Genomic DNA, 22,820 nt, shown 5'->3' on the forward strand with positions numbered 1-22,820 from the left:
CCCGAGAAGATCCCGCCCAGCGGCTTGACGTCGGTGTGGTCACGGCCCGTGGCCACACCGACGTAGGCGTCGCCGGGCTCGGTGCCGGTGGCGGGGTCGATCCCGTGCCACCCGTTGTCCCACCACTCCACCCAGGAGTGGGCGCCACCGGGGTAGACGTAGCCGGAGACGTAGCGCGCCGGGATCCCGACCGTACGCAGCGCGCCGAGCAGCTGGTGGGCGGGAGCGGCCTCGGCGACCGCCCGGGCGATCTCGACCGCGGCCTCGCCCGGCATCCCCGCCGAGGCGGCGATCGCCTTGGCCTGGGTCGCGAGCTCCTCGCCGGGCGCGACCAGAGGGGGCAGGCCGAGGAACTCGATGAACCGGTCCGCGACGCCGGGCAGGGCGGCCTCGTCCCAGGTGAGCACCGGCGCCGCCCCGGGCTTCCGGTCGACGTGGACGGTGCTGGTCGCGGAGACCTTCAGAGCACGATGCGCCTCGAGCACCTCGATCGCGGTGACCTCGTTGCCGAAGTAGTCCTTGTACTCATAGGTCCACGGCTTGGGCGAGACGTCGATCCGGTGATGGACCACGATCTGGTCGGGTGTGGTCAAGGGCGTCAGCCGCGTCTGGTTGTAGGAGGCGACCGCCGGGCCGGCGTAGGCGAAGGTCGTGGTGTGCACGATGCGGAACTGCATGCTCATCTCGATCAGACTCCTCAGATCGGCTGCCAGGCCAGCGCCTCGGCGCCGGCGAAGTAGCGCTTGGTGACCGCCTCGGTGGCCTCGGCACAGGTGACCTGGAGCCGCTCCATCTCGGCGGGCAGGTCCGCCAGCAGATCGTGGAGCGAGCGGTACTCCAGCGACGCCCGCATCCGGCCGATCAGCCGGTGGGCCTCATCGGTGAAGCCGGCGCGGCGGGTCGTCCCCTCCAGGGTGTCCAGCGCCCCCTCGGCCCGCTGCAGCGCATGCACCACCGAGCGCGGGAAGATCCGGTCCAGCAGCAGGAACTCGGCAGCCGCCTGCTCGGTCTCGACCCCCTTGTTGACCCGCAGGAACGCGTCGTACGCTCCACAGGCACGCAGCGTGGAGTTCCACTGCGAGGCGCCGCCGGCGGAGGTCAGCGACGTGGTCGCGACCAGCCGCGAGGTCATGTCGGCGCGCTCGACGTAGCGCCCGAGCATCAGGAACTGCCAGGACTCGTCCCGCATCATCGTGGCGTCGGCGGTGCCGTTGATCTGAGCCACCCGGTCGCGCACCCAGCCGAAGATGAACGGAGCCCGCATGTGCTTGAACTGGCCGGCCGGGATCGCCCGGTAGGTGGTGTTGAGCGCTTCCCACAACGGCACCGAGAGCGTCTCCCGGGCCCCGCGGGCCGACTCCCTGGCCGCGCCGAGCGCATAGGCCATCGAGGTCGGCTGGGTGGTGTCGTAGGCGAGCATGTCCAGCATCTGCGGCAGCCCGACCTTCTCCTCCGCGGAGATCTCGATGCCCATCACCGCGAGCAGCGAACGGCAGGCCGTCTCCTCGTCGGTGGCTGCGTCCTCGAGGATGTGCTGGGTCTGTACGTCGAGGATGCGCGCGGTGTCCTCGGCACGCTCCACATAGCGCCCGATCCAGAACATCGACTCGGCGATGCGACTCAGCATCACGCAACCCCCTGCGTTTGAGACTGACCCTGACCCCGACCGGACGGCCGGGACGACGTCGGTCCGGCGAGCACCCAGGTGTCCTTCGAGCCGCCGCCACGGGAGCTGTTCACGATCAGCTCACCCTCTGCGAGCGCTACCCGAGTCAGGCCACCGGGAAGAACCCAGACCTTGTCGCCATCATTGACCGCGAACGGCCTCAGGTCCACATGCCGCGCCCCGAGATCTCCATCGATGAACGTCGGGACCGTGGAGAGCTGCACCACCGGCTGCGCGATCCAGGAGCGGGGGTCCTCCAGGATCTTGCCGCGCAGCACCTCCAGCTCGCGGGGCGAGGCCGCCGGCCCGATCACGATCCCCTTGCCGCCGGAGCCGTCGACGGGCTTGAGCACCAGCTCCGAAAGCCGGTCGAGGACCTCCTCGCGGGAGGACGCCTCGCCCATCCGCCAGGTGTCGACGTTGCGGATCACCGGGTCCTCGCCCAGGTAGTAGCGGATGATGTCGGGCATGTAGGTGTAGACGAGCTTGTCGTCGGCGACCCCGTTGCCGACCGCGTTGGCCAGCGTCACGTTGCCCATCCGGGCGGCGTCGATCAGGCCGACGCAGCCGAGCATCGAGTCAGGCCGGAAGTGCACCGGATCGAGGAACTCGTCGTCGATGCGCCGGTAGATGACGTGCACCGGGGCCAGCCCCTTGGTCGTACGCATCAGCACCTGCCCGTTGCGGCAGACCAGGTCGCGCCCCTCGACGAGCTCGACCCCCATCGTCCGGGCCAGCAGCGCGTGCTCGAAGTAGGCGCCGTTGTAGACGCCCGGGGTCAGCACCACCACGGTCGGGTCGGCGACACCGGCGGGCGCGGCCGCGCGCAGCGCCGCGAGGAGCTTCTGCGGGTAGTTGGCCACCGGCCGGATCCGGTGCTCGGCGATCGTCTCGGGGAGCGCGGCCGAGATCGCGCGACGGTTGGTCATGACGTACGAGACCCCCGACGGGACCCGCACGTTGTCCTCCAGCACCCGAAACTCGCCGTTGTTGTCACGGACCAGGTCGATGCCCGAGACCTGGACGCGTACGCCGTTGGGCGGGTGCACCCCGGCGGCCGCGCGGTGGTAGTGGCTGGAGGTGGTGATCACCTCGCGCGGGATCACCCCGTCGTCGAAGACGTTGCCCTCGTCGTAGATGTCGGCGAGGAACAGCTCCAGCGCCTTGACCCGCTGCTGGACCCCCTTGTCGATCGTCGCCCAGGTGTCGCGCTCGATGACCCGCGGCACGATGTCGAGCGGGAAGGCCCGCTCCTCGCCGCCGATGTCGAAGGTGACGCCCTGGTCGAGGTAGCTGGCCTGCATCGCCTCGACCCGGCTGATCAGCTCCGCCGCGCTGAGCCGGCGCAGCGAGTCGCCCAGCCGTTGGTAGGGAGGCCGGAGCTCGCTGCCGACGAACATCTCGTCGAAGGCCGGATCCCGAGTCTCGTAGGCGTCGAACATCTGGCTCATGAAGGCAACCTACTGAAATCCGTGTAACAGCGCTGTTGCCCACGCGAACATCTCGCACAACGGTAGGTTGGCAGCATGAGCGAGCGCCAGCGAGTGAGCAATCAGATCATCATGCCGCCGCGTCCGTACTCCTGCCCTTCCTCTACGGAGGTGGCGGCATGAGCGACGAGCACGCGGGCGAGTTCTACTACTGCCTCAAGCACAAGACCGTCGAGCCGTACCAGGGTTGCAAGGCCAAGGACCGTCTCGGCCCCTACGCCTCCCACGCCGAGGCCTCCCGAGCGCTGGAGCACGCTCAGGAGAACAACGAGCGGTGGGACAAGGAGGACAGGGCCTGGGAGGGCGACGCGGGCAACGAGGACCGCTGATCCTCAGCGGGGGGTCACCCGGAGCAGCACGTCCTCACCGCCGTTGTCGGTGGTGACCAGCAGGTCGCCGTCGGCGGTCAGCGAGACCGTACGCAGCCGCCCGTAGTCATGCATGACCTCGGGTGAGCTGTCGTCGGTGAGCTTCCCGGACTCGTCGAAGGAGAGGATCCGCAGCTCCTGGTCCTTGAGCACGGCGACCGCGAGTGCCCCGCCGTAGGCGCCCCAGCGGTCCTGGACCGGGATGAAGGTGCCACCACCGGTCGCGACGGTCGGGTTGCCGGAGTCCCAGGCCGCCTCGATCTGCTGTCCGGGCAGGTCCTGGTCGGTCATCGGCACCGATTCGTCGTAGCCGGGGCCGGGGTTCCAGCCGTAGTCGCCACCGAGGGTGATCTCGTTGACCTCGTCGTCGCGGTCGGACCCGTGCTCGATCGACCAGACCGTGCCGTCGGCGCGCTGGGCCAGCCCCTGCACGTTGCGGTGGCCGAAGCTGGTGATGAATCGGCGCGGTCCTTCGTCGCCGGCCCACGGGTTCCCCGGCCAGGGCTTGCCGGTCTCCGGGTCGAGCCGGAGCGTCTTGCCGCCCAGGGAGTCGAGGCTTCGCGGGTTCTCCTCGTTCGCGGCGTCGCCGGTGCCGACCCAGAGCGCCCCGTCGGCAGTGATCAGCAGCCGGCAGCCACCGTGTCTTCCCGACGAGGTCGGGAAGCCGTCGATCAGGGTCCGCTCCTGGGTGGCCCTGGTCAGTCCGGCGTCGAGGGTCCAGGAGATGACGCGTACGTCCTGGCCGTCGTTCCATCCCTGACAGGTGTAGATGCGCCGGTTCTCGGCGAAGTCCGGGTCGATCTCGAGCCCCATCAGCCCGGTCTCGCCGGAGACCCAGATGTCGTTGTCCTCGAGCGGGATCTCACGACGCTCGCCGTCCTCGACCAGCGAGAGGACCGCCCGGTCGCGCTCGGTGAGCAGGAACCGGTCCTCGCCGATGTCGGCGACGTCCCAGGGGTGGTCGAGCTCGTCGTTGACCACCTCGACGTCGAGCTCTGGGACCCGGTCGGAGGTCGGCAGCACGGCCGGGGGAGCCGACGAGGAGGCACTCGCGGAGGCGCTCGGCGAGCCCGACGGGTTCAGCGGCGGGGGAGTGGAGGCGGGAGAGGAGTCTCCGGAGCACGCGGCGGTCGAGAGCCCGAGAGCGATCACGGAGGCGAGGGCGATGGCAGCGCGCATGGTGTCGACGCTACTGGCCCGGTGGGCTCTAGGGTGTGCGGTTGTGACGAACGTGATCAGGGCGATGCGAGAACACCCCTCCGCGGTGCTGCTGCTCGGACAGGTGGTGGCGATTCTGGCCTACCCCTTCCTCGACGGCTCGACCGCAGGCCGCGCCGGACTGGGTGTGCTTCAGCTGCTGCTCCTGCTGGCAGCGGTCGCGGCGGTACGCATGACTCCGGCCTTCTCCTGGGCGGCCATCATCTTCGGCGGACCGGCGACGATCTTCGCGGTGTGGGAGTCCGTCGCGCCGAACGAGGGCTGGGTCGTGCTGACCTCGGCCTTCTTCCACGTCCCGTTCTACCTGTTCGTCTCCTACGCGATGATCCGCTACCTCTTCCACGACGACGTGGTGACCCGCGACGAGCTCTTCGCGACAGGTGCCGCGTTCACCGTCGTGGCCTGGGCCTTCGCCTACCTGTACGCGGCGGCCCAGGTGATCTGGCCCGGCTCGTTCGGCGACCACCGGCAGTGGTTCGACCTGCTCTACCTCTCGTTCACGACGCTGACCTCGGTCGGTCTCTCCGACATCGTGCCGGTGCTCCCGCACGCGCGCTCGGTGGTGATGATCGAGCAGATCGCGGGGGTCTTCTACGTCGCCATGGTGGTCGCCCGCCTGGTCGGGCTGGCGGCCGCCAGGGCGCGACGCTGAACCGTTCTCCACAGGATGGGCTGAATATGGTGGCGGCAGACCTGACTTCGTCGCAGCGTGGGGTGTATGACGGAAGCGAAGTCACCGCGGCCGCCGCGCCGGCGCGGCCGCCGCTGGGTGAGTCTCGGGTCCGGGGTTCGGCTCGCGAGCGACGTCGGTGAGGAGACTCCGGTCTGGGCCAGGATGCGGGCCTGGGCGGAGCGGCTGCCGGACGGCACGGTCTTCATCGGGTTGACCGCGGCGGAGGCGTACGAGCTCTGGCTGCCGCCGCTGGCTCCGGACCGTCCCATCGAGATCTCGGTCCCGAGTCGGGTACGGGTGCGTCGGCCGCAGGTGGATGTCACCCGCCACCCGCTGCCCCCGCACAGTCACGGGATCGACGGCGTACGGATCGCGACGGTCGCCGAGACCGTGCTCGCCGCGGCTCCCCGCCTCGGGCTGCTGGATCTGGTCGTGATGGTCGACGGCGTGCTGCATGAGCGGGGTTGTACGCGCGCGGATCTCGAGGTCGTGGCGCGGGACCGCCGGGGCGGGCCGCGGTTGCGCGAAGCGCTCGCTCTGGCCGACGGCAGGTCGGAGTCACCGTGGGAGTCGTTGCTCCGGATGCTGCACGAGGCGTGCGAGGTGCCGGTGCAGCCTCAGGCCGAGCTGTTCGACGACGCCGGTCGCTTCGTGGCGCGGGCCGACCTGCTGATCACAGGAACCAGAACGCTGCAGGAGTACGACGGAGCGGTGCATCGCGATCGTACTCAGTATGCCCGCGACCGACGCCGGGACTCGGGTCTCGCGGGTGCGGGCTACGTACGCCACGGCTATGTCGCTCCGGATGTCCGCTTCCGCGCCGCGATGATCCTGCGAGAGGCCGACGAGGCGCTCGGCCGGACCTACGATCCGGCCCGCCTGGACGCCTGGTACGCCCTGTGGCGCGGGTCGCTGTGGGAGCAGGATCCGAGAAGTGGTCAATTTGGGCCCGGCACCGAGCCGGCGGACGGCCCAATTTGACCACTTCTCAAGCGCGGATCCTCAGAAGGTGTGCTCGGGGCCGGGGAAGGTCGAGCCCTTGACGTCGGAGATGTAGGCCTCGGCGCCCTCGGAGAGGACCGACTTCACGTCGGCGTACTGCTTCACGAAGCGGGCCATCTTGCCGCCGCGCATGCCGAAGGCGTCCTGCCAGACCAGCACCTGGCCGTCGCAGTCGGGGCCGGCGCCGATCCCGATGGTGGGGATCTCCAGCTCCTTGGTGATCTGCGCGGCGACGTCGCCGGGGACCATCTCCATGACCACCGCGAACGCGCCGGCCTCCTGGACGGCCTTGGCGTCGTCGATGATGCGGTCGGAGTTGTCGCCGCGGCCCTGGACGCGGTAGCCGCCGAGCACGTGCTCGGACTGCGGGGTGAAGCCGATGTGGGCGATGACGGGGATGCCGCCCTCGGTCAGCTTCTTGATCACCGGCGCCATCTCGGCGCCACCCTCGAGCTTCACGCAGTGGGCGCCGGCCTCCTTCATGAACCGCACCGCGGTCAGGTAGCCCTGCTCCGGCGAGGCCTGGTAGGAGCCGAAGGGCAGGTCGCCGACGACCATCGCCCGCTTCACGCTGCGCGAGACCGCGCGGGTCAGCGGCAGCAGCTCGTCCACGGTCACCGGAAGCGACGTCTCGTTGCCGAGGACGTTGTTGGAGGCCGAGTCACCGACGAGCAGCAGGTCGACCCCGGCCTCATCGAAGATCTGGGCGGAGTACATGTCGTAGGAGGTCAGCATCGTGATCTTGTCGCCACGCTGCTTCATCTCGCGAAGATGATGCGTGCGCACCTTGCGTACGGGCTTGGCCGGCGCGTTTCCGGCAGCACCGGTGCCGTACGGGGCGGTCTCCTCGGCAGAGGGGTTCGTGCTCATCATCGAGCCTTTCTGGTGTCATCTCGCAGCTCCCTGATGGAGTCCACGGACTACTCCCAGCGTAGGTCCAGATCAACCGGTCCGCGCTGTGGTGGTGGTCACAGCCGGTCGAAGGGCGCGGCGTAGGTGAACCGGCCTCGCAGATCCTCGTCGTACGCAGCCAGCGGCCGTGCCTGGAAGTAGTCGCCCCACGCCGGGTCCGGAGAGTCGATCCCGAGCGAGGAGGCGGGGACGAAGCCGAAGCGGCCGTAGTAGGCGGGGGAGCCGAGGAGCACGACGACCGGCTCGCCCAAGGCGTCGGCGGCCCCGAGGACGGCGTGCATCAGCGCCGAGCCGACGCCGTCGCGCTGGCGGGCCGGGGAGACGCTGACCGGGCCGAGACCGAGCGCGGGCCGACCGTCGAGGGCCCCGCGGGTGGCCACGACGTGGCCGACGATCTGGCCGTCGGCCTCGGCGACCAGCGAGAGCTCCGGGATCCAGCCCGGATCCTCGCGCAACCACCCCACCAGCGTCGCCTCCCCGGGCGCCCCGTCGGGCTCGATCGGCGGCGCGGAATGCTCCGCACCGGAGAAGGCCGCGGCGGTGACCGCACGGATGTCGGCAACGTCCTGGAGACGTTCACGTCGGATCAGCACATGTCCACGCTAAACGGAGCGACAGCCCCGGCGCTCCTGGTTATCGTCGCGTCCATGCGGGTGCGACAGGCGACGACCGACGACCTCGACGCGGTGATCCACGTCGGCGTGACGACCTGGCGGGCGACGTACCCGCCGATCACCGGCGAGGCGTACGTCGAGGAGGGCATCGCCAAGTGGTGGATCCCGGACACGGTGCTCCCCGGGATCAGGGCCGGCACCGTGCTCGTCGCCGAGCTCGAGGACCGGGTCGTCGCGATGGCCTCCTACTCGGTCTTCGAGGACCACCTGATGCTCTGGAAGCTGTACGTCCTGCCCGACTCCCAGGGTTCCGGCGCCGGCAGCGCGCTGCTGGCCGAGGTGATCGCCCGCGCCGGCGACCTGCCCGTGCGACTCACCCACCTAGTCGGCAACGACCGCGCCCACGCCGTCTACGAGCGGCTCGGCTTCGTGGAGTCCGCCACGGTTCCCAGCCCCATCGACGACGGTCCGGAGGAGATCGTGATGGAGCGCTCGGCAGGCTGACCCGGCAGACGACTTTCGAAGATTGTCCGCGAAAGTCGTCCAGAAGTGGTTGAAAGTCGGAGGCCGTCGACACTAGCATCCGGCGTGACGCGCATCACATTCACTCGGCGTCCCGACGTTCGGAGTCTCGATGTCCCACCTCCTCCCCTCACGCCGCAATCGGACCAGGCTCGCAGTCGGGTCGGCCGTCCTCGGGATCGCCGCCCTGTGCCTGGGTGGTCCGATCGCAGCCGCCACCGCGACTCCTGCCGAGGCGCCCTCGAGCTGCCCAGCACCCGATGCCCGCTCGAGCGTCGTCTTCCTCGATCTCGACAGTGGCGTCGCCAACAGCACCCTGCGCTCCAGTTGCACCATCAACGACGTCATCGACGACGAGCGGACATGGCCGACTCACGGGGCCTTCGTGACGCACGTCCGCGGCGTCACCGCCGATCTGGTCGCCGCCGGTGAGGTGACGCGGGCCGAAGCCAGCCGGCTGCGGTCCGCCGCGGCCCGCTCGCAGGTGGGGAAGGTCGAGGGTTACGACTGGCTCTTCGACGGCTCGACCGACTCCTTCGACGACTGGGCGTACGCCGGAGACGGTGGTTTCGACCTGGTCTCCGACGGCACCATCCGCAGCCGAGCCGGCGCGGGTGGCGGGTTCGGAACCCTGTGGTACCCGGACCGGGAGTACGGCGACTTCTCGTTCCGACTGCAGTTCCGCGACGACGCACCCGGTGCGGCCCGCGGGAACAGCGGCGTCCAGGTGCGCTTCCCCGAGCTGTGGGGCCCGGTCGAGGGGTGCCCCACTACGTTCAACGGCGGCGAGACCGGCAACCTCTCCTGGATCGCGGTCAACTGTGGCCACGAGATCCAGGTCAACGACTCGCCGGAGAGCGGCGGCAATGACCCCCGCAAGACGGGGTCGATCTACGGTTTCGCCGACCTCACCCTGGCCGAGGCACGACCGACCCCGAAGGGCACCTGGAACGACCTCGAGATCCGCGTCGTCGGGCAGCAGTACACCGTGATCCGCAACGGCGTCGTGATCAACGAGTTCGAGAACCTGCCCGGGCTGCCGTTCCCCGGTCGTCCGAACGACCCCGATTCCAGCAGCCGGGGGCTGACCGGTCACGTCGGCGTCCAGGCGCACGGCAGCACCCCGGACGTGGTGTCCTACCGGAACATCCGCATCCGCGACCTGTCCTGAGGTCGTACGCGGTCGGCGGCGGCATCGGGTGGCTGGGGAGCGCCTAGACTCCCGGGTGTGGACTTCTACTCCGCCTACTCCCATGGCTTCGCACGGGTCGCGGCGTGCACCATCCCGATCTCCGTCGCCGACCCTGCCGCCAACGCGCGCGAGGTGATCGCGCAGGCCCGCGAGTGCAGCGACGAGGGCGTGGCGGTCGCGGTCTTCCCGGAGCTGTGCCTCTCGGGCTACTCGATCGACGACCTCGTCCTTCAGCGGACCCTCCTCGACGCCGTGCACGCCGCGATCAGCGCGATCGTGGTGGCCTCCGAGGAGCTGCTCTCGGTGATCGTCGTCGGCGCCCCGCTGCGCCACGGCGACCGGGTGCTCAACACGGCGGTCGTGATCCACGGCGGCGAGGTGCTCGGCGTGGTGCCCAAGACCTACCTGCCGACCTACCGCGAGTTCTACGAGAAGCGGTGGTACGGCACGGGCGCGGGCGCCGACGGCACCATCATGCTCGGCGGCGAGGAGGTTCCGCTCAGCAACGAGCTGCTCTTCCGCTGCACCGACGTCAAGGAACTCGTCTTCCACGTCGAGGTCTGCGAGGACATGTGGGTCCCGGTGCCGCCGAGCGCCAAGGCCGCGCTGGCCGGCGCGACCGTGCTGCTCAACCTCTCCGCCAGCCCGATCACCGTGGGTCGCTCCGAGGCGCGCCGCCTCCTGGTGCAGTCCGCGTCCGCCCGGTGCCTGGCGGCCTACGTCTACACCGCCGCCGGCCAGGGCGAGTCGACCACCGACCTGTCCTGGGACGGACAGACGATGGCGTACGAGCTCGGCGAGCTGCTGGGGGAGACCGAGCGGTTCCCGGACGGGCCGCGGCGCACCGTGGTCGACGTCGACCTGGAGCGGATCCGCGCCGAGCGGATCCGGCAGGGCACCTTCGACGACAACCGGCGGGCCGAGGGGGGTTTCCATGCCGAGATCGAGTTCGAGCTGGCGCCGCCGCTGACCGGCGACGGGCTGCGCCGCAAGGTCGACCGGTTCCCGTTCGTCCCCGACGACCCCGACAAGCTCGCGCTGGAGTGCTACGAGGCCTACAACATCCAGGTCTCGGGGCTCGAGAAGCGGCTCCAGTCGATCGGCCCGGACACGAAGATCGTCATCGGCGTCTCCGGCGGGCTCGACTCCACCCATGCGCTCATCGTCGCCGCCAAGGCCCTCGACCGCCTCGGTCGGCCACACAGCGACATCCTGGCGTTCACGATGCCCGGCTTCGCGACCTCCGACGACACCAGGTCCAACGCGATCCAGCTGATGGAGGCGCTCGGCACGACCTACGAGACGCTCGACATCCGGCCCACCGCCACCCAGATGCTCAAGGAGATCGGCCACCCGGCCGGCGACGGCGAGCCGGTCTACGACGTCACCTTCGAGAACGTCCAGGCGGGGCTGCGTACGGACTTCCTCTTCCGCATCGCCAACCAGCGCGGCGGCATCGTCCTCGGCACCGGCGACCTCTCCGAGCTCGCGCTCGGCTGGGCCACGTACGGCGTCGGCGACCAGATGTCGCACTACAACGTGAACGCGGGCGTGCCGAAGACCCTGATCCAGCACCTGATCCGCTGGGTGATCACCACCGAGCAGTTCGACGGCACCGCCGACGAGGTCCTCCAGGAGATCCTCGACCAGGAGATCTCGCCCGAGCTCGTGCCGGGGGAGGAGCTGCAGTCGACAGAGCAGAAGATCGGCCCGTACGCACTGCAGGACTTCACCCTCTTCCACACCGTCCGCAACGGCTTCTCGCCCTCGAAGATCGCGTTCCTGGCCTGGAACGCCTGGCACGACGTCGATGCCGGCGACTGGCCCCCGGGGTTCCCCGAGGAGAAGCGGACGGCGTACGAGATGAAGGAGATCCGCGCCTGGCTCGAGGTGTTCGTGAAGCGCTTCTTCGCCAACCAGTTCAAGCGCTCGGCGCTGCCCAACGGGCCGAAGGTCCACAACGGCGGCACCATGTCGCCGCGCGGTGACTGGCGGATGCCCTCGGACGCCTCCCCGGCTGCCTGGCTCGCCGAGATCGAGGCCCGGGTTCCTGCGGAGTAGTTGACCCTCACACAGTGTCAGGCGATGGGCTGATGGCGTCATGTTGAGTATCGGAGACTTCGCCCGCTTCGCCGGGGTGTCGGTGCGCATGCTGAGGCACTACGACAGCCTTGGTCTGCTCTCGCCGTCCCGCGTCGACCCGCACAGCGGCTACCGGTTCTACGAGCCGGCGCTGCTGGCCCGGGCCGACGCGCTGGTGGCGTTCCGGTCGCTGGGGTTCTCGCTCGAGGAGGTCGCCGACCTGCTCGACGAGGGCCGTACGCCGGCCGAGCTGGCCACGCTGCTGCACCGGCGCCGCGACGAGCTGCGCTCGCAGATCGAGGCCGACGGCCGGCGCCTCGGCGAGGTGGAGCGACGTCTTCGACTTCTGGAAGGAGATGCCATGTCCACCCTCACCTACACCGAGAAGCCGCTCGCGGCCCTCACCCTCACCCAGCTCACCGACCACGTCGACGAGGGCGCCGACGTCGGCCAGCGCGTCGGCCCGCTCTTCGGGCGGGTCTACGACACGTTCGAGGCCGCCGGGATCGAACCGTCCGGCCCCGCGATCGGCTGGTACGACGCCGTCGGCGACGGGATGACCTTCGGCGCCGGAGCCGACCTCGGCGGCAAGGCCGTCGACGGTCTCGAGGTCGGGACCCTGAGGGCGTACGACCGCGCGGTCACCGCGATCTACCGCGGCCCGATGACGGGGATCGGCGAAGCCTGGCAGGAGCTGTCCCGCCACGTCAGCGACGCCGGTCTCGAGTTCGCCGGCCCGTGCCGGGAGATCTACCTGGAGATGCCGGAGGACCAGGAAGGTTGGGTCACCGAGCTCCAGCAGCCGGTGAGGTAGCGGTCGTCTTATGCCGGGGCGAGGTCCGCGCAGTCGCGGTAGCGTCCGGACCATGTCATCGAAGAGCGTGGTCTGGTCCGTCGTGCACGACGAACGACAGGCGCTGATCCGGGACCTCGAGACCCTCGCTCCGGCACGGTGGGCGACGCCCTCGCTGTGCGCCGGCTGGACGGTCCACGACGTGCTCGCCCACATGATCGACGTCGCGACGACGACCCGGCTGGGGTTCGTACGCCGGATGATCGCCGCCGGTGGGGACTTCGACCGCGACAACCAGACCGGTGTCGACCGGGAGCGCGCCGAAGACCCGGCCGAGACGCTGGCGAGGTTCCGCGGGGTTGCCGGACGCACGGCGACACCGCCCGCTCCGCTCGCCACCCGCCTGGTCGAGGAGTTCGCCCATGGCGAGGACATCCGGCGCCCGCTGGGCCTGCGGCGCGACTACCCGGTCGAGCACGTCGTCACGGCGCTGGGCTACCTGGCCAGGACCTCGCAGAAGTGGGGCGGCGGCAAGGAGCGAGCCCAGCGCGTACGTCTTGTGGCCACCGACGCCGACATGGTGATCGGGACCGGCCCGGAGGTCCGTGGCACCGCGATCGGGCTTGTGCTCATGCTCTCCGGCCGCCAGGTCGGGGCAGGCGAGCTCACCGGGCCAGGTGCGGAAATGTGAAGCTGAAGGCTTCATCTCAGACTGATGAATCAAATACCTTCATTTTATGGAGGTGAAGGTATCATCTTCATATGGCGTCCGTAGCGACCGTGATCGGTGACCTCGTGGGCTCGCGCACCACGTCCGACCGCGCAAAGGTCCACGAGGCGTTCGCCGACGCCGTCGAGGAGGTCAACCGGGAGTGGCAGCCGGTCACGCCGCTGCGGATCACGGTCGGCGATGAGTACCAGGGAGCCTTCGAGACCGTCGGCGCCGCGATCCAGGCGACGTTCCGGCTGCGGATCGCGCTCGACCCCGTGGTCGGCGTACGCCACGGCATCAGCTGGGGTTCCACCCGGGTGCTCCGCGACGACCCCCGGGTCGAGGACGGGCCGGGGTGGTGGTCCGCACGCGCCGCGATCGAGACGGCGGAGAACGCCGAGAACAAGGCGGCCTCGCGCAGCGTACGGACCTGGTATCAGCCGGCCGACGAAGCGGGTGGACCGGACCCGGCAGCGGTCAACGCCGCTCTGGTCGCGCGCGACGAGCTCTTTTCTCGCCTGGATCGAGCCTCGGTGTCGGTGCTTTCTGGCATGCTCTCCGCCATGTCTCAGAAGGCCATCGCCGCCGAGCTCGACATCACCCCCTCCGCGGTCTCCCAGCGCGTCCGTCGCGACGGCATCGCCGTGATCGTGCGGGCCGACGAGCTGCTGGGAGAGATTCGATGAGCGAGGCGGCGGCATGAGCTGGATAGCACTGCTCCTGATCGGGATCGGGACGGTCGACTTCGCCCACTCGATCCTCGACCCGCTCAAGCGGATCCGCTGGGTCCCCGAGGCGATCGGGGCGGTCGCGGTGATCGCCTTCGGCCTGCTCTCGGCTCTCTTCGGAGGTGACCTGGCGGCCGTGATCGTGATTGCCGGGATCACGGTGCTGTGGGGCTTCCTGGCCCACCCGCCCCAGGGCTCGGACGAGAACCCCCGGCCGGGGATCCCGCTGGCCCTGCTCGGCGGGACGATCTTCGTCGGGATCCTGCTGGCCCCGGTGGCCGGCGAGGTCGGCGGACCGGTCGCCGCGTGGGCGGAGCAGGCGCCCTGGGTCTGGGTCGAGTCGGCGCGTCCCGAGGCCGTGCTGCTCGTCTTCGGCGGCCTGCTGGTCCAGGTCTCGACGGGCAACGTCGTGGTGCAGCTCGTCCTCGACGTCGCCAAGGTGGCCAACCCGCTCGACGGTGTCGACGGCAACAATCTCAAGGGCGGCCGGCTCCTGGGCCCGCTCGAGCGGCTGACGATCTTCGGGCTCGGTCTCACCGGCAACCTCGCCGCCGCCGGCCTGGTGGTCGCGGCCAAGGGCTTGATCCGCTGGCCGGAGCTGCAGTCGTTCCGCGGGCACGAGGGGCCGAGCATCAACGACGTGACCGAATACTTCCTGGTCGGCAGCTTCGTCTCCTGGATGACCTCGCTGGTGACCCTTGCCCTGGTCATCACCTAGCCCGAGACTAGATTGCGGTGTCATGACTGTGGGTAAGGCTCTTGGACTCCTGGTGGCCGCGGTGCTTCTCCTGGCCGGAGGAGCGCTGGCGCTGACCGGCATGGGCTATCTCGGCGGGGCCGGCACGAGCACCGCCTGGTCGGTCCTCGGGGCGGCGCTGGCAGGGTTCGGGGTGGCGCTGGTGATCTCGATCTTCAGAGGTCCCGGACGCTGACGCTGGCGCGGTGGTCCCGACCGTAACGTCGGACCGTTAGTGTTCACGCATGGGCAAGCAACAGGACTTCGTGCTCCGGGCACTCGAAGAGCGGGACGTACGTTTTGTGCGGCTGTGGTTCACCGACGTGCTCGGTTATCTGAAGTCGGTCGCGGTGGCTCCGGCCGAGCTCGAGAGCGCCTTTGCGGAGGGCATCGGTTTCGACGGCAGCGCGATCGAGGGGTTCGCGCGGGTGACCGAGGCCGACATGCTTGCCCTGCCGGACCCGAGCACGTTCCAGATCCTGCCGTGGCGCACCGACGGCCCGTCCACCGGCCGGATGTTCTGCGACATCGTGATGCCCGACGGTTCGCCGTCCTACGCCGACCCGCGCTACGTGCTCAAGCGCACCCTGTCCAACGCCGCGGAGAAGGGCTTCACCTTCTACACGCACCCCGAGATCGAGTTCTACCTCTTCAAGGACAACCCGAGGGACGGCAGTGAGCCGACCCCGGTCGACTCCAGCGGCTACTTCGACCACACCGCCCAGTCGATGGGCGCCGACTTCCGGCGTGAGGCGATCACGATGCTGGAGGCCATGGGCATCAGCGTCGAGTACAGCCACCACGAGGGCGGTCCCGGTCAGAACGAGATCGACCTGCGCTACGCCGACGCCCTGAGCACCGCTGACAACATCATGACCTTCCGCACCGTCATCCGCGAGGTCGCGCTGAGCCAGGGCATCTGGGCCAGCTTCATGCCCAAGCCGTTCACCGAGCACCCGGGCTCGGGCATGCACACCCACCTGAGCCTGTTCGAGGGTGACGCCAACGCGTTCTACGAGCCGGGCGCCGAATACCAGCTCTCCAAGACCGGGCGCAGCTTCATCGGCGGCGTACTCCGTCACGCCGGCGAGATCACCGCGGTGACCAACCAGTGGGTCAACTCCTACAAGCGCCTGATCGGCGGGGGAGAGGCGCCGGCCCACGTCGCCTGGGGCCACAACAACCGCTCCGCGCTGGTCCGGGTGCCGATGTACAAGCCGCTCAAGGGCCAGTCGACCCGCATCGAGGTCAGGTCTCTCGACGCCGCCTGCAACCCCTACCTGGCCTTCGCCGTGATCCTGGCGGCGGGCATGAAGGGCATCGAGGAGGGCTACGAGCTGCCGCGCGAGGCCGAGGACGACGTGTGGGCGCTGACCGAGCGCGAGCGCAAGAGCCTCGGCATCGACCCGCTGCCGGAGAACCTCGACGAGGCGATCGGGATGGCCGAGGACTCCGAGCTCCTCGCCGAGACCCTCGGCGAGCACGTCTTCGACTTCTTCCTGCGCAACAAGCGGGCCGAATGGGCCGCCTACCGCGAGCAGGTGACCGCCTACGAGCGCTCCCGGATGCTGCCGGTGATCTGAGGTTAAACCCCGATTCCACACTTCCGATCCGGTGCTGCCACACTGGATCGAACGGGAGAGTGGTGATGTCGTTGAGTCTTCCCCGAGTGCTTGTGATCCAGCACGAGGAGACAGTTCCGCCGGCGTTGTTCGGTCATTGGTTGGCTGAGGCGGGCATGTGCGTCGACGTCTGTCGGGCGTACGCCGAGCCGATCCCGCCGCTCTCGTCGCTGAACGCCTCCTACTCGGGGCTGCTCGTCATGGGTGGCTCGATGGACGCCGACTCCGACGATGAGCACCCCTGGCTCCAGGTCACCCGCGAGCGGATCGCGCAGGCGGCCGAGGCCGGTATCCCGACGCTCGGGATCTGCTTGGGCCACCAGCTGGCCGCGATGGCCCTGGGCGGCACAGTGGAGCGCAGCCCGTTCGGGCTGACCGTGGGCGTGGGCCAGGTCACCTGGGAGCCCGAGGTGCTCTTCGACCCGCTGATGCGCCTGCTGGCGGGCGACGACCGCGCCATGCACTGGCACCGCGACGTCGTCGGCCGGCTGCCCGAGGGCAGCGTCGAGCTGGCCAGGTCGATCGACGGGCAGGTCCAGGCGGCGCGGTTCGCCCCGACCGTGTGGGGCGTGCAGTTCCACCCCGAGGTCGACGCAGCCGCGGTCGCGGTCTGGGCCGAGGAGTCCGTCGAGGAGCTCGAGCAGATCGGACGCAGCGTCGAGGACGTGGTCGCGACTGCCACCTTCGCCGAGAAGGAGCTGATCAAGACCTGGCAGCCGCTGGCCTTCGGGTTCGCTCGCCTGGTGCGTGAGCGCAGCGCCGCCGTCGCCCCGGGCGGCACCCGCGGAGGGGTCATCCCGACCCCGAGGCCCTGGAGCGCCTGAAACCGGCCAGTGACACAATCGGGGCCATGACGTTGCCAGGCAAGGGCGAGCTGCTCCGGCTCGGCTTCAACGACCCGGACACGGCCCTGGCGGATCTGGCAGGTCTCGGCGCCGGCGCCCAGGAGCTGCTGGCGATCCTGGGCCAGGCGGCCGACCCCGACGCGGCGCTGGCCGGTCTGGTCATGCTCGCCGAGTCCCAGGGCGCCGGCTTCGTCGAGGAGCTCGCCGGCGACGAGGGCACCGCGATGCGGCTGGTCTCGGTGCTTGGCGCCTCGCCCGCGCTGAGCGACCACCTGGCCCGCCATCCCGGTCACTGGCGTGAGCTGGCCGATCCGACCCTCGGCACGACCAGGCCCGCTGCGTACGTCTTCAGGGCGTCGCTGTTCGAGGCCGTTGGCGCGAAGCCGGGCGACGAGAGCCCGGTGGCCACGGTCCCGGACGCGGAGGCGGTCGACGCGCTCCGGGTGGAGTACCGCCGCTGGCTGCTCCGGCTGGCCGCCCGCGACCTGGCCCACCAGCTCCCGGTGGACGACGTCGCCGCCGAGCTCTCCGACCTCGCCTGCGCGACCCTCGACGCCGGCCTGACGGTCGCCCGCGCGCGGGTGGGCGCCGAGGCCGACAAGGTGCGGCTGGCCGTCGTCGCGATGGGCAAGTGCGGCGGCCACGAGCTCAACTACGTCTCCGACGTCGACGTGATCTTCGTCCACGAGGCCGCCGACGGGGTCGGCGACGACGTCTCGCTGCGGGTCGCCACCCAGCTCGCCAGCAACCTGATCCAGGTCTGCTCGGCCCACACCGGCGAGGGCACGATCTGGCCGGTCGACGCCGCGCTGCGTCCCGAGGGCAAGGCGGGCGCGCTCTCGCGCACGATCGCCGGCCACGTCGGCTACTACGAGCGCTGGGCGAGCACCTGGGAGTTCCAGGCGCTGCTCAAGGCCAGGCCGGCCGCGGGCGACCTGGCTCTGGGCCAGGCCTATGTCGACGCAGTCAACCCGTTCGTGTGGAAGGCCGCCGAGCGCGACGGCTTCGTCTCCGACACCCAGAAGATGCGGCGCCGGGTCATCGCCCACATCCCGTCCCGGGAGGCCGACCGCGAGCTCAAGCTCGGCGCCGGCGGGCTGCGCGACGTGGAGTTCGCGGTGCAGCTGCTGCAGCTGGTCCACGGCCGCACCGACACCGGGATCCGCCAGCCCACCACGCTCTCCGCGCTGGCGGCGCTGACCCGATCCGGCTACGTCGGGCGCGAGGACGGCGAGGCCATGCACGAGGCCTACGCCTTCCTGCGGCGGATGGAGCACCGGCTCCAGCTCCACCGGCTGCGGCGCACCCATGTCGTCCCCGACGACGAGGACTCGCTGCGCTGGCTGGCGCGCTCGCTCGGCTACCTGCGCGACCCGGTGGTGCGGCTGGAGAAGGAGTGGGGCCACCAGCGGATCGAGGTACGCCGCCTCCACGAGAAGCTCTTCTACCGACCGCTCCTCGACGCGGTCGCCCGGATCCCGTCCGGCCAGGCCCACCTCTCCGCGAAGGCCGCCGAGGAGCGGCTGACCGCGCTGGGCTACGCCGACCCCAAGGCCGCGCTGCGCCACCTGGAGGCGCTCACCACGGGCGTCTCCCGGCGCGCGGCGCTGCAGCGGGCGCTGCTGCCGGTGATGCTGCAGTGGCTCTCCGAGGGCTCCGATCCCGACGCCGGGCTCTTCGGGTTCCGCCGGATCTCCGACGCCCTCGGCGCCACGCCCTGGTATCTGCGCTCCCTGCGCGACGAGGGTCTGGTCGCGCAACACTTCGCCACGATCCTGTCCACCTCGCGCTACACCACCGCGCTGCTCGAGCGGGAGCCCGAGGCGCTGCGCCTTCTGGGCCACGATCTGGCGCCCCTCTCCGCCGAGGCGCTGACCGACGAGATGGTCGCCCGCGCCGCCCGTCGCCGCACCACCACCTCCGCCGAGGAGGCCGTACGCCACATCCGGGCGATCCGCCGTCGCGAGCTGTTCCGGATCTCGGCCGCCGAGCTCCTCGGTGAGGCCGACATCGACACCATCGGGGCGGCGCTCTCCCGGCTGACCGACGCCACCTTGGAGGCCTCGCTGCGCACCGTCGTGGCCGAGGAGGTCGCGCGCCGCGAGCTCGAGAAGGCGCCGACCCGGATCGCGATCATCGCGATGGGCCGCTACGGCGGGTTCGAGCTCTCCTACGCCTCCGATGCCGACGTGCTCTTCGTCCATCAGCCCGTCGAGGGTGCCGATCCGGGAGAGGCGACCCAGTTCGCGCTCAAGGTCATCGCCGACCTGCGCCGGCTGCTCGCTCTGCCGGGCGCCGACCCGCCACTGGAGATCGACGCCGACCTGCGCCCCGAAGGGCGCCAGGGCGCGCTGGTGCGGACACTGCCGGCGTACGCCTCCTACTACGCCAAGTGGTCGGGCATCTGGGAGTCGCAGGCGCTGCTGCGTGCCGACGCCGTCGTCGGCGACCAGCAGGTGCGCGATGCGTTCACCGAGATGATCGACCCGCTGCGCTACCCCGAGGGTGGGCTGAGCGAGGACGACGTGGTCGAGGTGCGCCGCATCAAGGGCCGTGTCGACCACGAGCGGCTACCACGCGGCGCCGACCCGAACACCCATCTCAAGCTCGGCCGCGGCGGGCTTGCCGACATCGAGTGGACCGTCCAGCTCCTGCAGATGCGGCATGCGTACGCCGTCCCGGGGCTGCGCACGCCACGCACCGTCGAGGCGCTGCAGGCCGCCCGCGACGCCTCGTTGATCGAAGCCCACGACGCCGAGACGCTCATCGAGGCGTGGCGGATGGTCAGCCGGGTCCGCAACGCGGTCACGCTCGCGCGTGGCCGTCCGGCGGACTCGCTGCCCGCCGGTCCGGTCGAGCAGCACGCCGTCGCGGCCATCCTCGGCTATCCGGCGGGCGCGACCGACGAGCTGGTCAACGACTACCTGCGGATGACCCGCCTCGCCCACGGTGTGGTCGAGCGCGTCTTCTGGGAGTGAGCGCTACAGGTTGTTGTCGTTGCGCGGCGGCAGCCAACCCGGCGTGCGCTGCGGCCGGGCCTGCTGCGGCTGGGCCGGCGGCTCGTTGCCGGTCTCGTCGGCGGGCTGCCCACCCTGGGGCCTGAAGAAGTCCGGCGGCTGCTCCGAGCCGCTGTTGGAGGCCTGCTGGGCGTAGGGCCGGGGCGTCCAGCGTCCGTTCTGCGGCCGCAGCTGGGTCGGACGTTGCGGCCGCTGGGCGAACGCGTTGCCGATGCCTTCGCCCACCGGCTGACCGTTGGGCTGCCCCGCCTGCGGGCTGCCCGAGGCGGCGGGCTGCCGCGTCGGGAGCGGCTGCAGTGGCTGGTGCTGCGGCTGCTGCAGCTGTGACAGGGCCGGCTGCTGGCCCGTGATCGGCTGCGGGCCGGTGTTGTACTGCTGCGCCATCGCCGGCCGCTGCGGCATCATCGCGTGGGCGCCGGAGTCGGAGGTCGTCCGCGTGACCGGCGTCCACGGGTCCTCGAGGTCGTCGTTGATGCCGGCGAACATGGTGGCGAACCCGATCACGATGAGCATGCCGGCCGAGATCGCGAAGATCGGCATGGCGAGATAGACCGGGTCCGCGCCGCTGACGTGCCCGAGCTTGTCGTCGGGAGAGCTGTGGATCTCGAGAGCGAGCATGCCGGTGTAGTGCATGACGCACACGCCGATGCCCATGATGACCGCGGCGCCCACGCGCATCAGCAGCGTGGTGACGTTGAAGGCGAAGAAGAGCGCGAGCGCCGAGGCGACCAGCGCGATCACGATCGAGAGGATGACGACCGGCGGCTTCCAGACCATCTGGGCGCTCATGTCCATCGCGTACATGCCGGTGTAGTGCATCGCACCCACGCCGGCACCGGTGACCAGGCCACCGACGATGTAGCCCGCGTTGCCGCGCATGGCGGTCGCGATGAGCATGCCGACCATCGCCGCGATGATCGCGACGGCGAGCGAGATGAGGGTGGTGCCGACATCGAGGGCGTACGCCACGTGGCTGTCGAAGGCGAGCATGCCGATGAAGTGCATGGACCAGATCGCGCCGCCGCCGATCGAGGCGGCCGCGCCGAAGAGCCAGAGCCAGGCGCCGGTGCCTGAGCCGCGCCGGCGAGCACGGGCCGCGCAGGTCAGACCGACCCACGAGCCGAGTACGGAGATGATGAACGACATCGCGACCAGGGGTTGACTGAACGCCCCGATCGTGACTTCCTCGATGCTTGTCACGCTGCTTTGACTTCCTCTCGTTCCTCGCCGGACGGGGTGTGGGGGATCGGCGAGGTAGATCTGGAAACATGCGTGGATGCCCCTAGGGGTATCCGGATGCATCCATAGCGGGCAATGGTGCCGTTGTCGCGCAGGTCACAGTAGAGGAACAGGTCCCCTATTTCCACGTGGGGGGTAGGGTATCTCCGCTATGGCCGACGATGTATATGTGCTCGAGCTCGACGAGATGCAGCAGTCGGCTGTCGATCTGGGGGATCCGACCCGCCTCGTGTTCGACTACATGAGGCGTATCGGCGATGTTATCGACCGACTGCCTCCAGGGCCAGTGCGAGTTCTGCACATCGGCGGTGCCGCGATGACGCTGGCGCGCTACGTCCATGCGACCCGGCCGCGCTCCTCGCAGATCGTGCTGGAGCCGTCGGTCGAGGTCATCGAGCGCGTACGCAGCGAGGCGCCGCTCCCGCCGCGCAGCGGCATCAAGGTGCGCCCCGTCGACGGGAAGAGCGGCATCGGAGGCGTGCGCGACGGCTTCGCCGATCTGGTGATCCTCGACGCTTTCGACGGCGGTCGCACCCCGGCCGAGCTCACCTCTGCGGCCTTCGTGGAGGACGTACGCCGCGTGCTCGCGCCCTCCGGTGTCTTCGTCGCCAACCTCGTGGACCGGGCGCCGTTCCCCCAGGCGCGTGACTTCGTCGCGGCGGCCCGAGACCTCGGCGACCTGGTCGTCGGTGTCGAGCCGGCGACCATGAAGGGCCGCCGCTCCGGCAACCTGGTCATCGTCTGTGGCGCGGTGCCGGAAGCGCCGTTCGGGTCGCCCTCGCCGATGGAGTACCGCATCTTCACCGACCGCGCCGTCGCCGACTCCTTCGGCGGCGGGACGCGCCGCTAGGCTGAGGTTCATGTCGATCGAGCTGGCCCGCACGCACCTGGACCGATTCGGACGCGGTGGAGACATCATCGAGTCGGTCGAGTCGAAGGCGACCGTCGAGCTCGCCGCGGCCGCCCTCGGTGTCTCGCCGGCGGAGATTGCCAAGACCATCAGCCTCTACACCGAGGACCGAACCGCCGCGATCCTGATCGTCGCCGCCGGCGACGCCAAGATCGCCAATGCGAAGTTCAAGGCCCACTTCGGCACCAAGGCGCGGATGCTCGTGGCCGAGGACGTGGAGCCGATGACCGGCCACGCGATCGGTGGCGTCTGCCCGTTCGGCAACCCCGCGTCGGCCGAGGTCTGGCTCGATGCCTCGCTGAAGCGCTTCGACATGGTCTACCCGGCCGCGGGCAGCGCCAACACGACCATCGCGCTCACCCTCGGTGACCTGGAGACCATCAGCGAGGCCCGGGGCTGGGTCGACGTCACGAAGCTTCCCGAGACCGTCTGAGCGATCTGGTCTCCCCAAAAGGGGGACGGCCCCGCCCTGCCGAAGC

General features: G+C 70.1%; 23 protein-coding genes. 16 read left to right on the forward strand and 7 right to left on the reverse strand.

What is annotated here, in order from left to right:
• The 3 genes from ACFU7D_RS17340 to ACFU7D_RS17350 form a co-directional block, all read right to left on the reverse strand.
• A partial coding sequence (locus ACFU7D_RS17340) for a transglutaminase N-terminal domain-containing protein (RefSeq protein ID WP_378869230.1) occupies positions 1–683 on the reverse strand: 683 nt, incomplete at its 3' end.
• A gap of 14 nt (positions 684–697) precedes the next feature.
• A complete protein-coding gene (locus tag ACFU7D_RS17345) occupies positions 698–1,627 on the reverse strand; it encodes an alpha-E domain-containing protein (RefSeq protein ID WP_378731417.1) in 930 nt (309 codons plus the stop codon).
• A complete protein-coding gene (locus ACFU7D_RS17350; RefSeq protein WP_378869232.1) occupies positions 1,627–3,117 on the reverse strand; it encodes a circularly permuted type 2 ATP-grasp protein in 1,491 nt (496 codons plus the stop codon). Before ACFU7D_RS17350 ends, ACFU7D_RS17345 begins: the two co-directional genes overlap by 1 nt.
• A 158-nt stretch (positions 3,118–3,275) precedes the next feature.
• On the opposite strand from ACFU7D_RS17350, the gene ACFU7D_RS17355 reads away from it, so the two are divergent.
• Entirely contained in the window at positions 3,276–3,485 is a 210-nt protein-coding gene (locus ACFU7D_RS17355) for a hypothetical protein (protein ID WP_378731413.1), read from the forward strand.
• A gap of 3 nt (positions 3,486–3,488) precedes the next feature.
• Here ACFU7D_RS17355 and ACFU7D_RS17360 read toward each other — a convergent pair whose 3' ends face one another.
• Positions 3,489–4,703: a PQQ-dependent sugar dehydrogenase gene (locus ACFU7D_RS17360; RefSeq protein ID WP_378869235.1), complete on the reverse strand. Its 1,215-nt coding sequence runs from the start codon at positions 4,701–4,703 to the stop codon at positions 3,489–3,491.
• A gap of 43 nt (positions 4,704–4,746) precedes the next feature.
• On the opposite strand from ACFU7D_RS17360, the gene ACFU7D_RS17365 reads away from it, so the two are divergent.
• Both ACFU7D_RS17365 and ACFU7D_RS17370 read left to right on the forward strand, forming a co-directional pair.
• Positions 4,747–5,394 (forward strand): ion channel, encoded by a 648-nt coding sequence (locus ACFU7D_RS17365; RefSeq protein WP_378869237.1) that lies wholly within the window; start codon positions 4,747–4,749, stop codon positions 5,392–5,394.
• A 66-nt stretch (positions 5,395–5,460) separates the two neighbouring features.
• Positions 5,461–6,396, forward strand: a complete 936-nt coding sequence (locus ACFU7D_RS17370) for a hypothetical protein (RefSeq protein WP_378869240.1) — start codon at positions 5,461–5,463, stop codon at positions 6,394–6,396.
• Between the two features lie 21 nt (positions 6,397–6,417).
• On the opposite strand, the gene panB is transcribed toward ACFU7D_RS17370, so the two are convergent.
• Both panB and ACFU7D_RS17380 read right to left on the reverse strand, forming a co-directional pair.
• A complete protein-coding gene (gene panB, locus ACFU7D_RS17375; RefSeq protein ID WP_378730668.1) occupies positions 6,418–7,290 on the reverse strand; it encodes a 3-methyl-2-oxobutanoate hydroxymethyltransferase in 873 nt (290 codons plus the stop codon).
• Between the two features lie 95 nt (positions 7,291–7,385).
• A complete protein-coding gene (locus tag ACFU7D_RS17380) occupies positions 7,386–7,922 on the reverse strand; it encodes a GNAT family N-acetyltransferase (RefSeq protein ID WP_378869242.1) in 537 nt (178 codons plus the stop codon).
• Positions 7,923–7,976: 54 nt separating this feature from the next.
• Here ACFU7D_RS17380 and ACFU7D_RS17385 point away from each other — a divergent pair, with 54 nt between their 5' ends.
• From ACFU7D_RS17385 to ACFU7D_RS17435, 11 genes are all read left to right on the forward strand, one after another.
• On the forward strand, positions 7,977–8,447 hold the full coding sequence (locus ACFU7D_RS17385) for a GNAT family N-acetyltransferase (RefSeq protein WP_378869244.1): 471 nt from the start codon (positions 7,977–7,979) through the stop codon (positions 8,445–8,447).
• A 130-nt stretch (positions 8,448–8,577) separates the two neighbouring features.
• Positions 8,578–9,636, forward strand: a complete 1,059-nt coding sequence (locus tag ACFU7D_RS17390; protein ID WP_378869246.1) for a DUF1080 domain-containing protein — start codon at positions 8,578–8,580, stop codon at positions 9,634–9,636.
• 57 nt (positions 9,637–9,693) lie between these two features.
• The gene (locus ACFU7D_RS17395) at positions 9,694–11,718 is read left to right on the forward strand and encodes an NAD(+) synthase (RefSeq protein ID WP_378869249.1); all 2,025 of its coding nucleotides are present in this window, start codon (positions 9,694–9,696) and stop codon (positions 11,716–11,718) included.
• A 40-nt stretch (positions 11,719–11,758) separates the two neighbouring features.
• On the forward strand, positions 11,759–12,553 hold the full coding sequence (locus tag ACFU7D_RS17400; protein ID WP_378869251.1) for a MerR family transcriptional regulator: 795 nt from the start codon (positions 11,759–11,761) through the stop codon (positions 12,551–12,553).
• A gap of 52 nt (positions 12,554–12,605) precedes the next feature.
• A complete protein-coding gene (locus tag ACFU7D_RS17405; protein WP_378869253.1) occupies positions 12,606–13,223 on the forward strand; it encodes a maleylpyruvate isomerase family mycothiol-dependent enzyme in 618 nt (205 codons plus the stop codon).
• Positions 13,224–13,294: 71 nt separating this feature from the next.
• Positions 13,295–13,930: a SatD family protein gene (locus ACFU7D_RS17410; RefSeq protein ID WP_378869255.1), complete on the forward strand. Its 636-nt coding sequence runs from the start codon at positions 13,295–13,297 to the stop codon at positions 13,928–13,930.
• 13 nt (positions 13,931–13,943) lie between these two features.
• Entirely contained in the window at positions 13,944–14,690 is a 747-nt protein-coding gene (locus tag ACFU7D_RS17415; RefSeq protein ID WP_378869258.1) for a hypothetical protein, read from the forward strand.
• Between the two features lie 22 nt (positions 14,691–14,712).
• Positions 14,713–14,904 carry a hypothetical protein gene (locus ACFU7D_RS17420; RefSeq protein WP_378730686.1) on the forward strand — a complete coding sequence of 64 codons (192 nt, stop codon included), beginning with the start codon at positions 14,713–14,715 and terminating at the stop codon, positions 14,902–14,904.
• Between the two features lie 49 nt (positions 14,905–14,953).
• Positions 14,954–16,291 (forward strand): type I glutamate--ammonia ligase, encoded by a 1,338-nt coding sequence (glnA, locus tag ACFU7D_RS17425; protein WP_045550195.1) that lies wholly within the window; start codon positions 14,954–14,956, stop codon positions 16,289–16,291.
• Positions 16,292–16,377: 86 nt separating this feature from the next.
• A complete protein-coding gene (locus ACFU7D_RS17430) occupies positions 16,378–17,154 on the forward strand; it encodes a type 1 glutamine amidotransferase (RefSeq protein WP_378869261.1) in 777 nt (258 codons plus the stop codon).
• A gap of 26 nt (positions 17,155–17,180) precedes the next feature.
• The gene (locus ACFU7D_RS17435; protein ID WP_378869263.1) at positions 17,181–20,153 is read left to right on the forward strand and encodes a bifunctional [glutamine synthetase] adenylyltransferase/[glutamine synthetase]-adenylyl-L-tyrosine phosphorylase; all 2,973 of its coding nucleotides are present in this window, start codon (positions 17,181–17,183) and stop codon (positions 20,151–20,153) included.
• A 3-nt stretch (positions 20,154–20,156) separates the two neighbouring features.
• On the opposite strand, the gene ACFU7D_RS17440 is transcribed toward ACFU7D_RS17435, so the two are convergent.
• A complete protein-coding gene (locus ACFU7D_RS17440; RefSeq protein WP_378869265.1) occupies positions 20,157–21,392 on the reverse strand; it encodes an MHYT domain-containing protein in 1,236 nt (411 codons plus the stop codon).
• Positions 21,393–21,582: 190 nt separating this feature from the next.
• Here ACFU7D_RS17440 and ACFU7D_RS17445 point away from each other — a divergent pair, with 190 nt between their 5' ends.
• Both ACFU7D_RS17445 and ACFU7D_RS17450 read left to right on the forward strand, forming a co-directional pair.
• Positions 21,583–22,281: a spermidine synthase gene (locus ACFU7D_RS17445; RefSeq protein WP_378869268.1), complete on the forward strand. Its 699-nt coding sequence runs from the start codon at positions 21,583–21,585 to the stop codon at positions 22,279–22,281.
• 10 nt (positions 22,282–22,291) lie between these two features.
• The gene (locus ACFU7D_RS17450) at positions 22,292–22,774 is read left to right on the forward strand and encodes a YbaK/EbsC family protein (protein WP_378869271.1); all 483 of its coding nucleotides are present in this window, start codon (positions 22,292–22,294) and stop codon (positions 22,772–22,774) included.
• Positions 22,775–22,820: the final 46 nt, after the last annotated feature.

The organism is Nocardioides sp. NPDC057577 (assembly GCF_042801335.1).
GTDB lineage: Bacteria > Actinomycetota > Actinomycetes > Propionibacteriales > Nocardioidaceae > Nocardioides.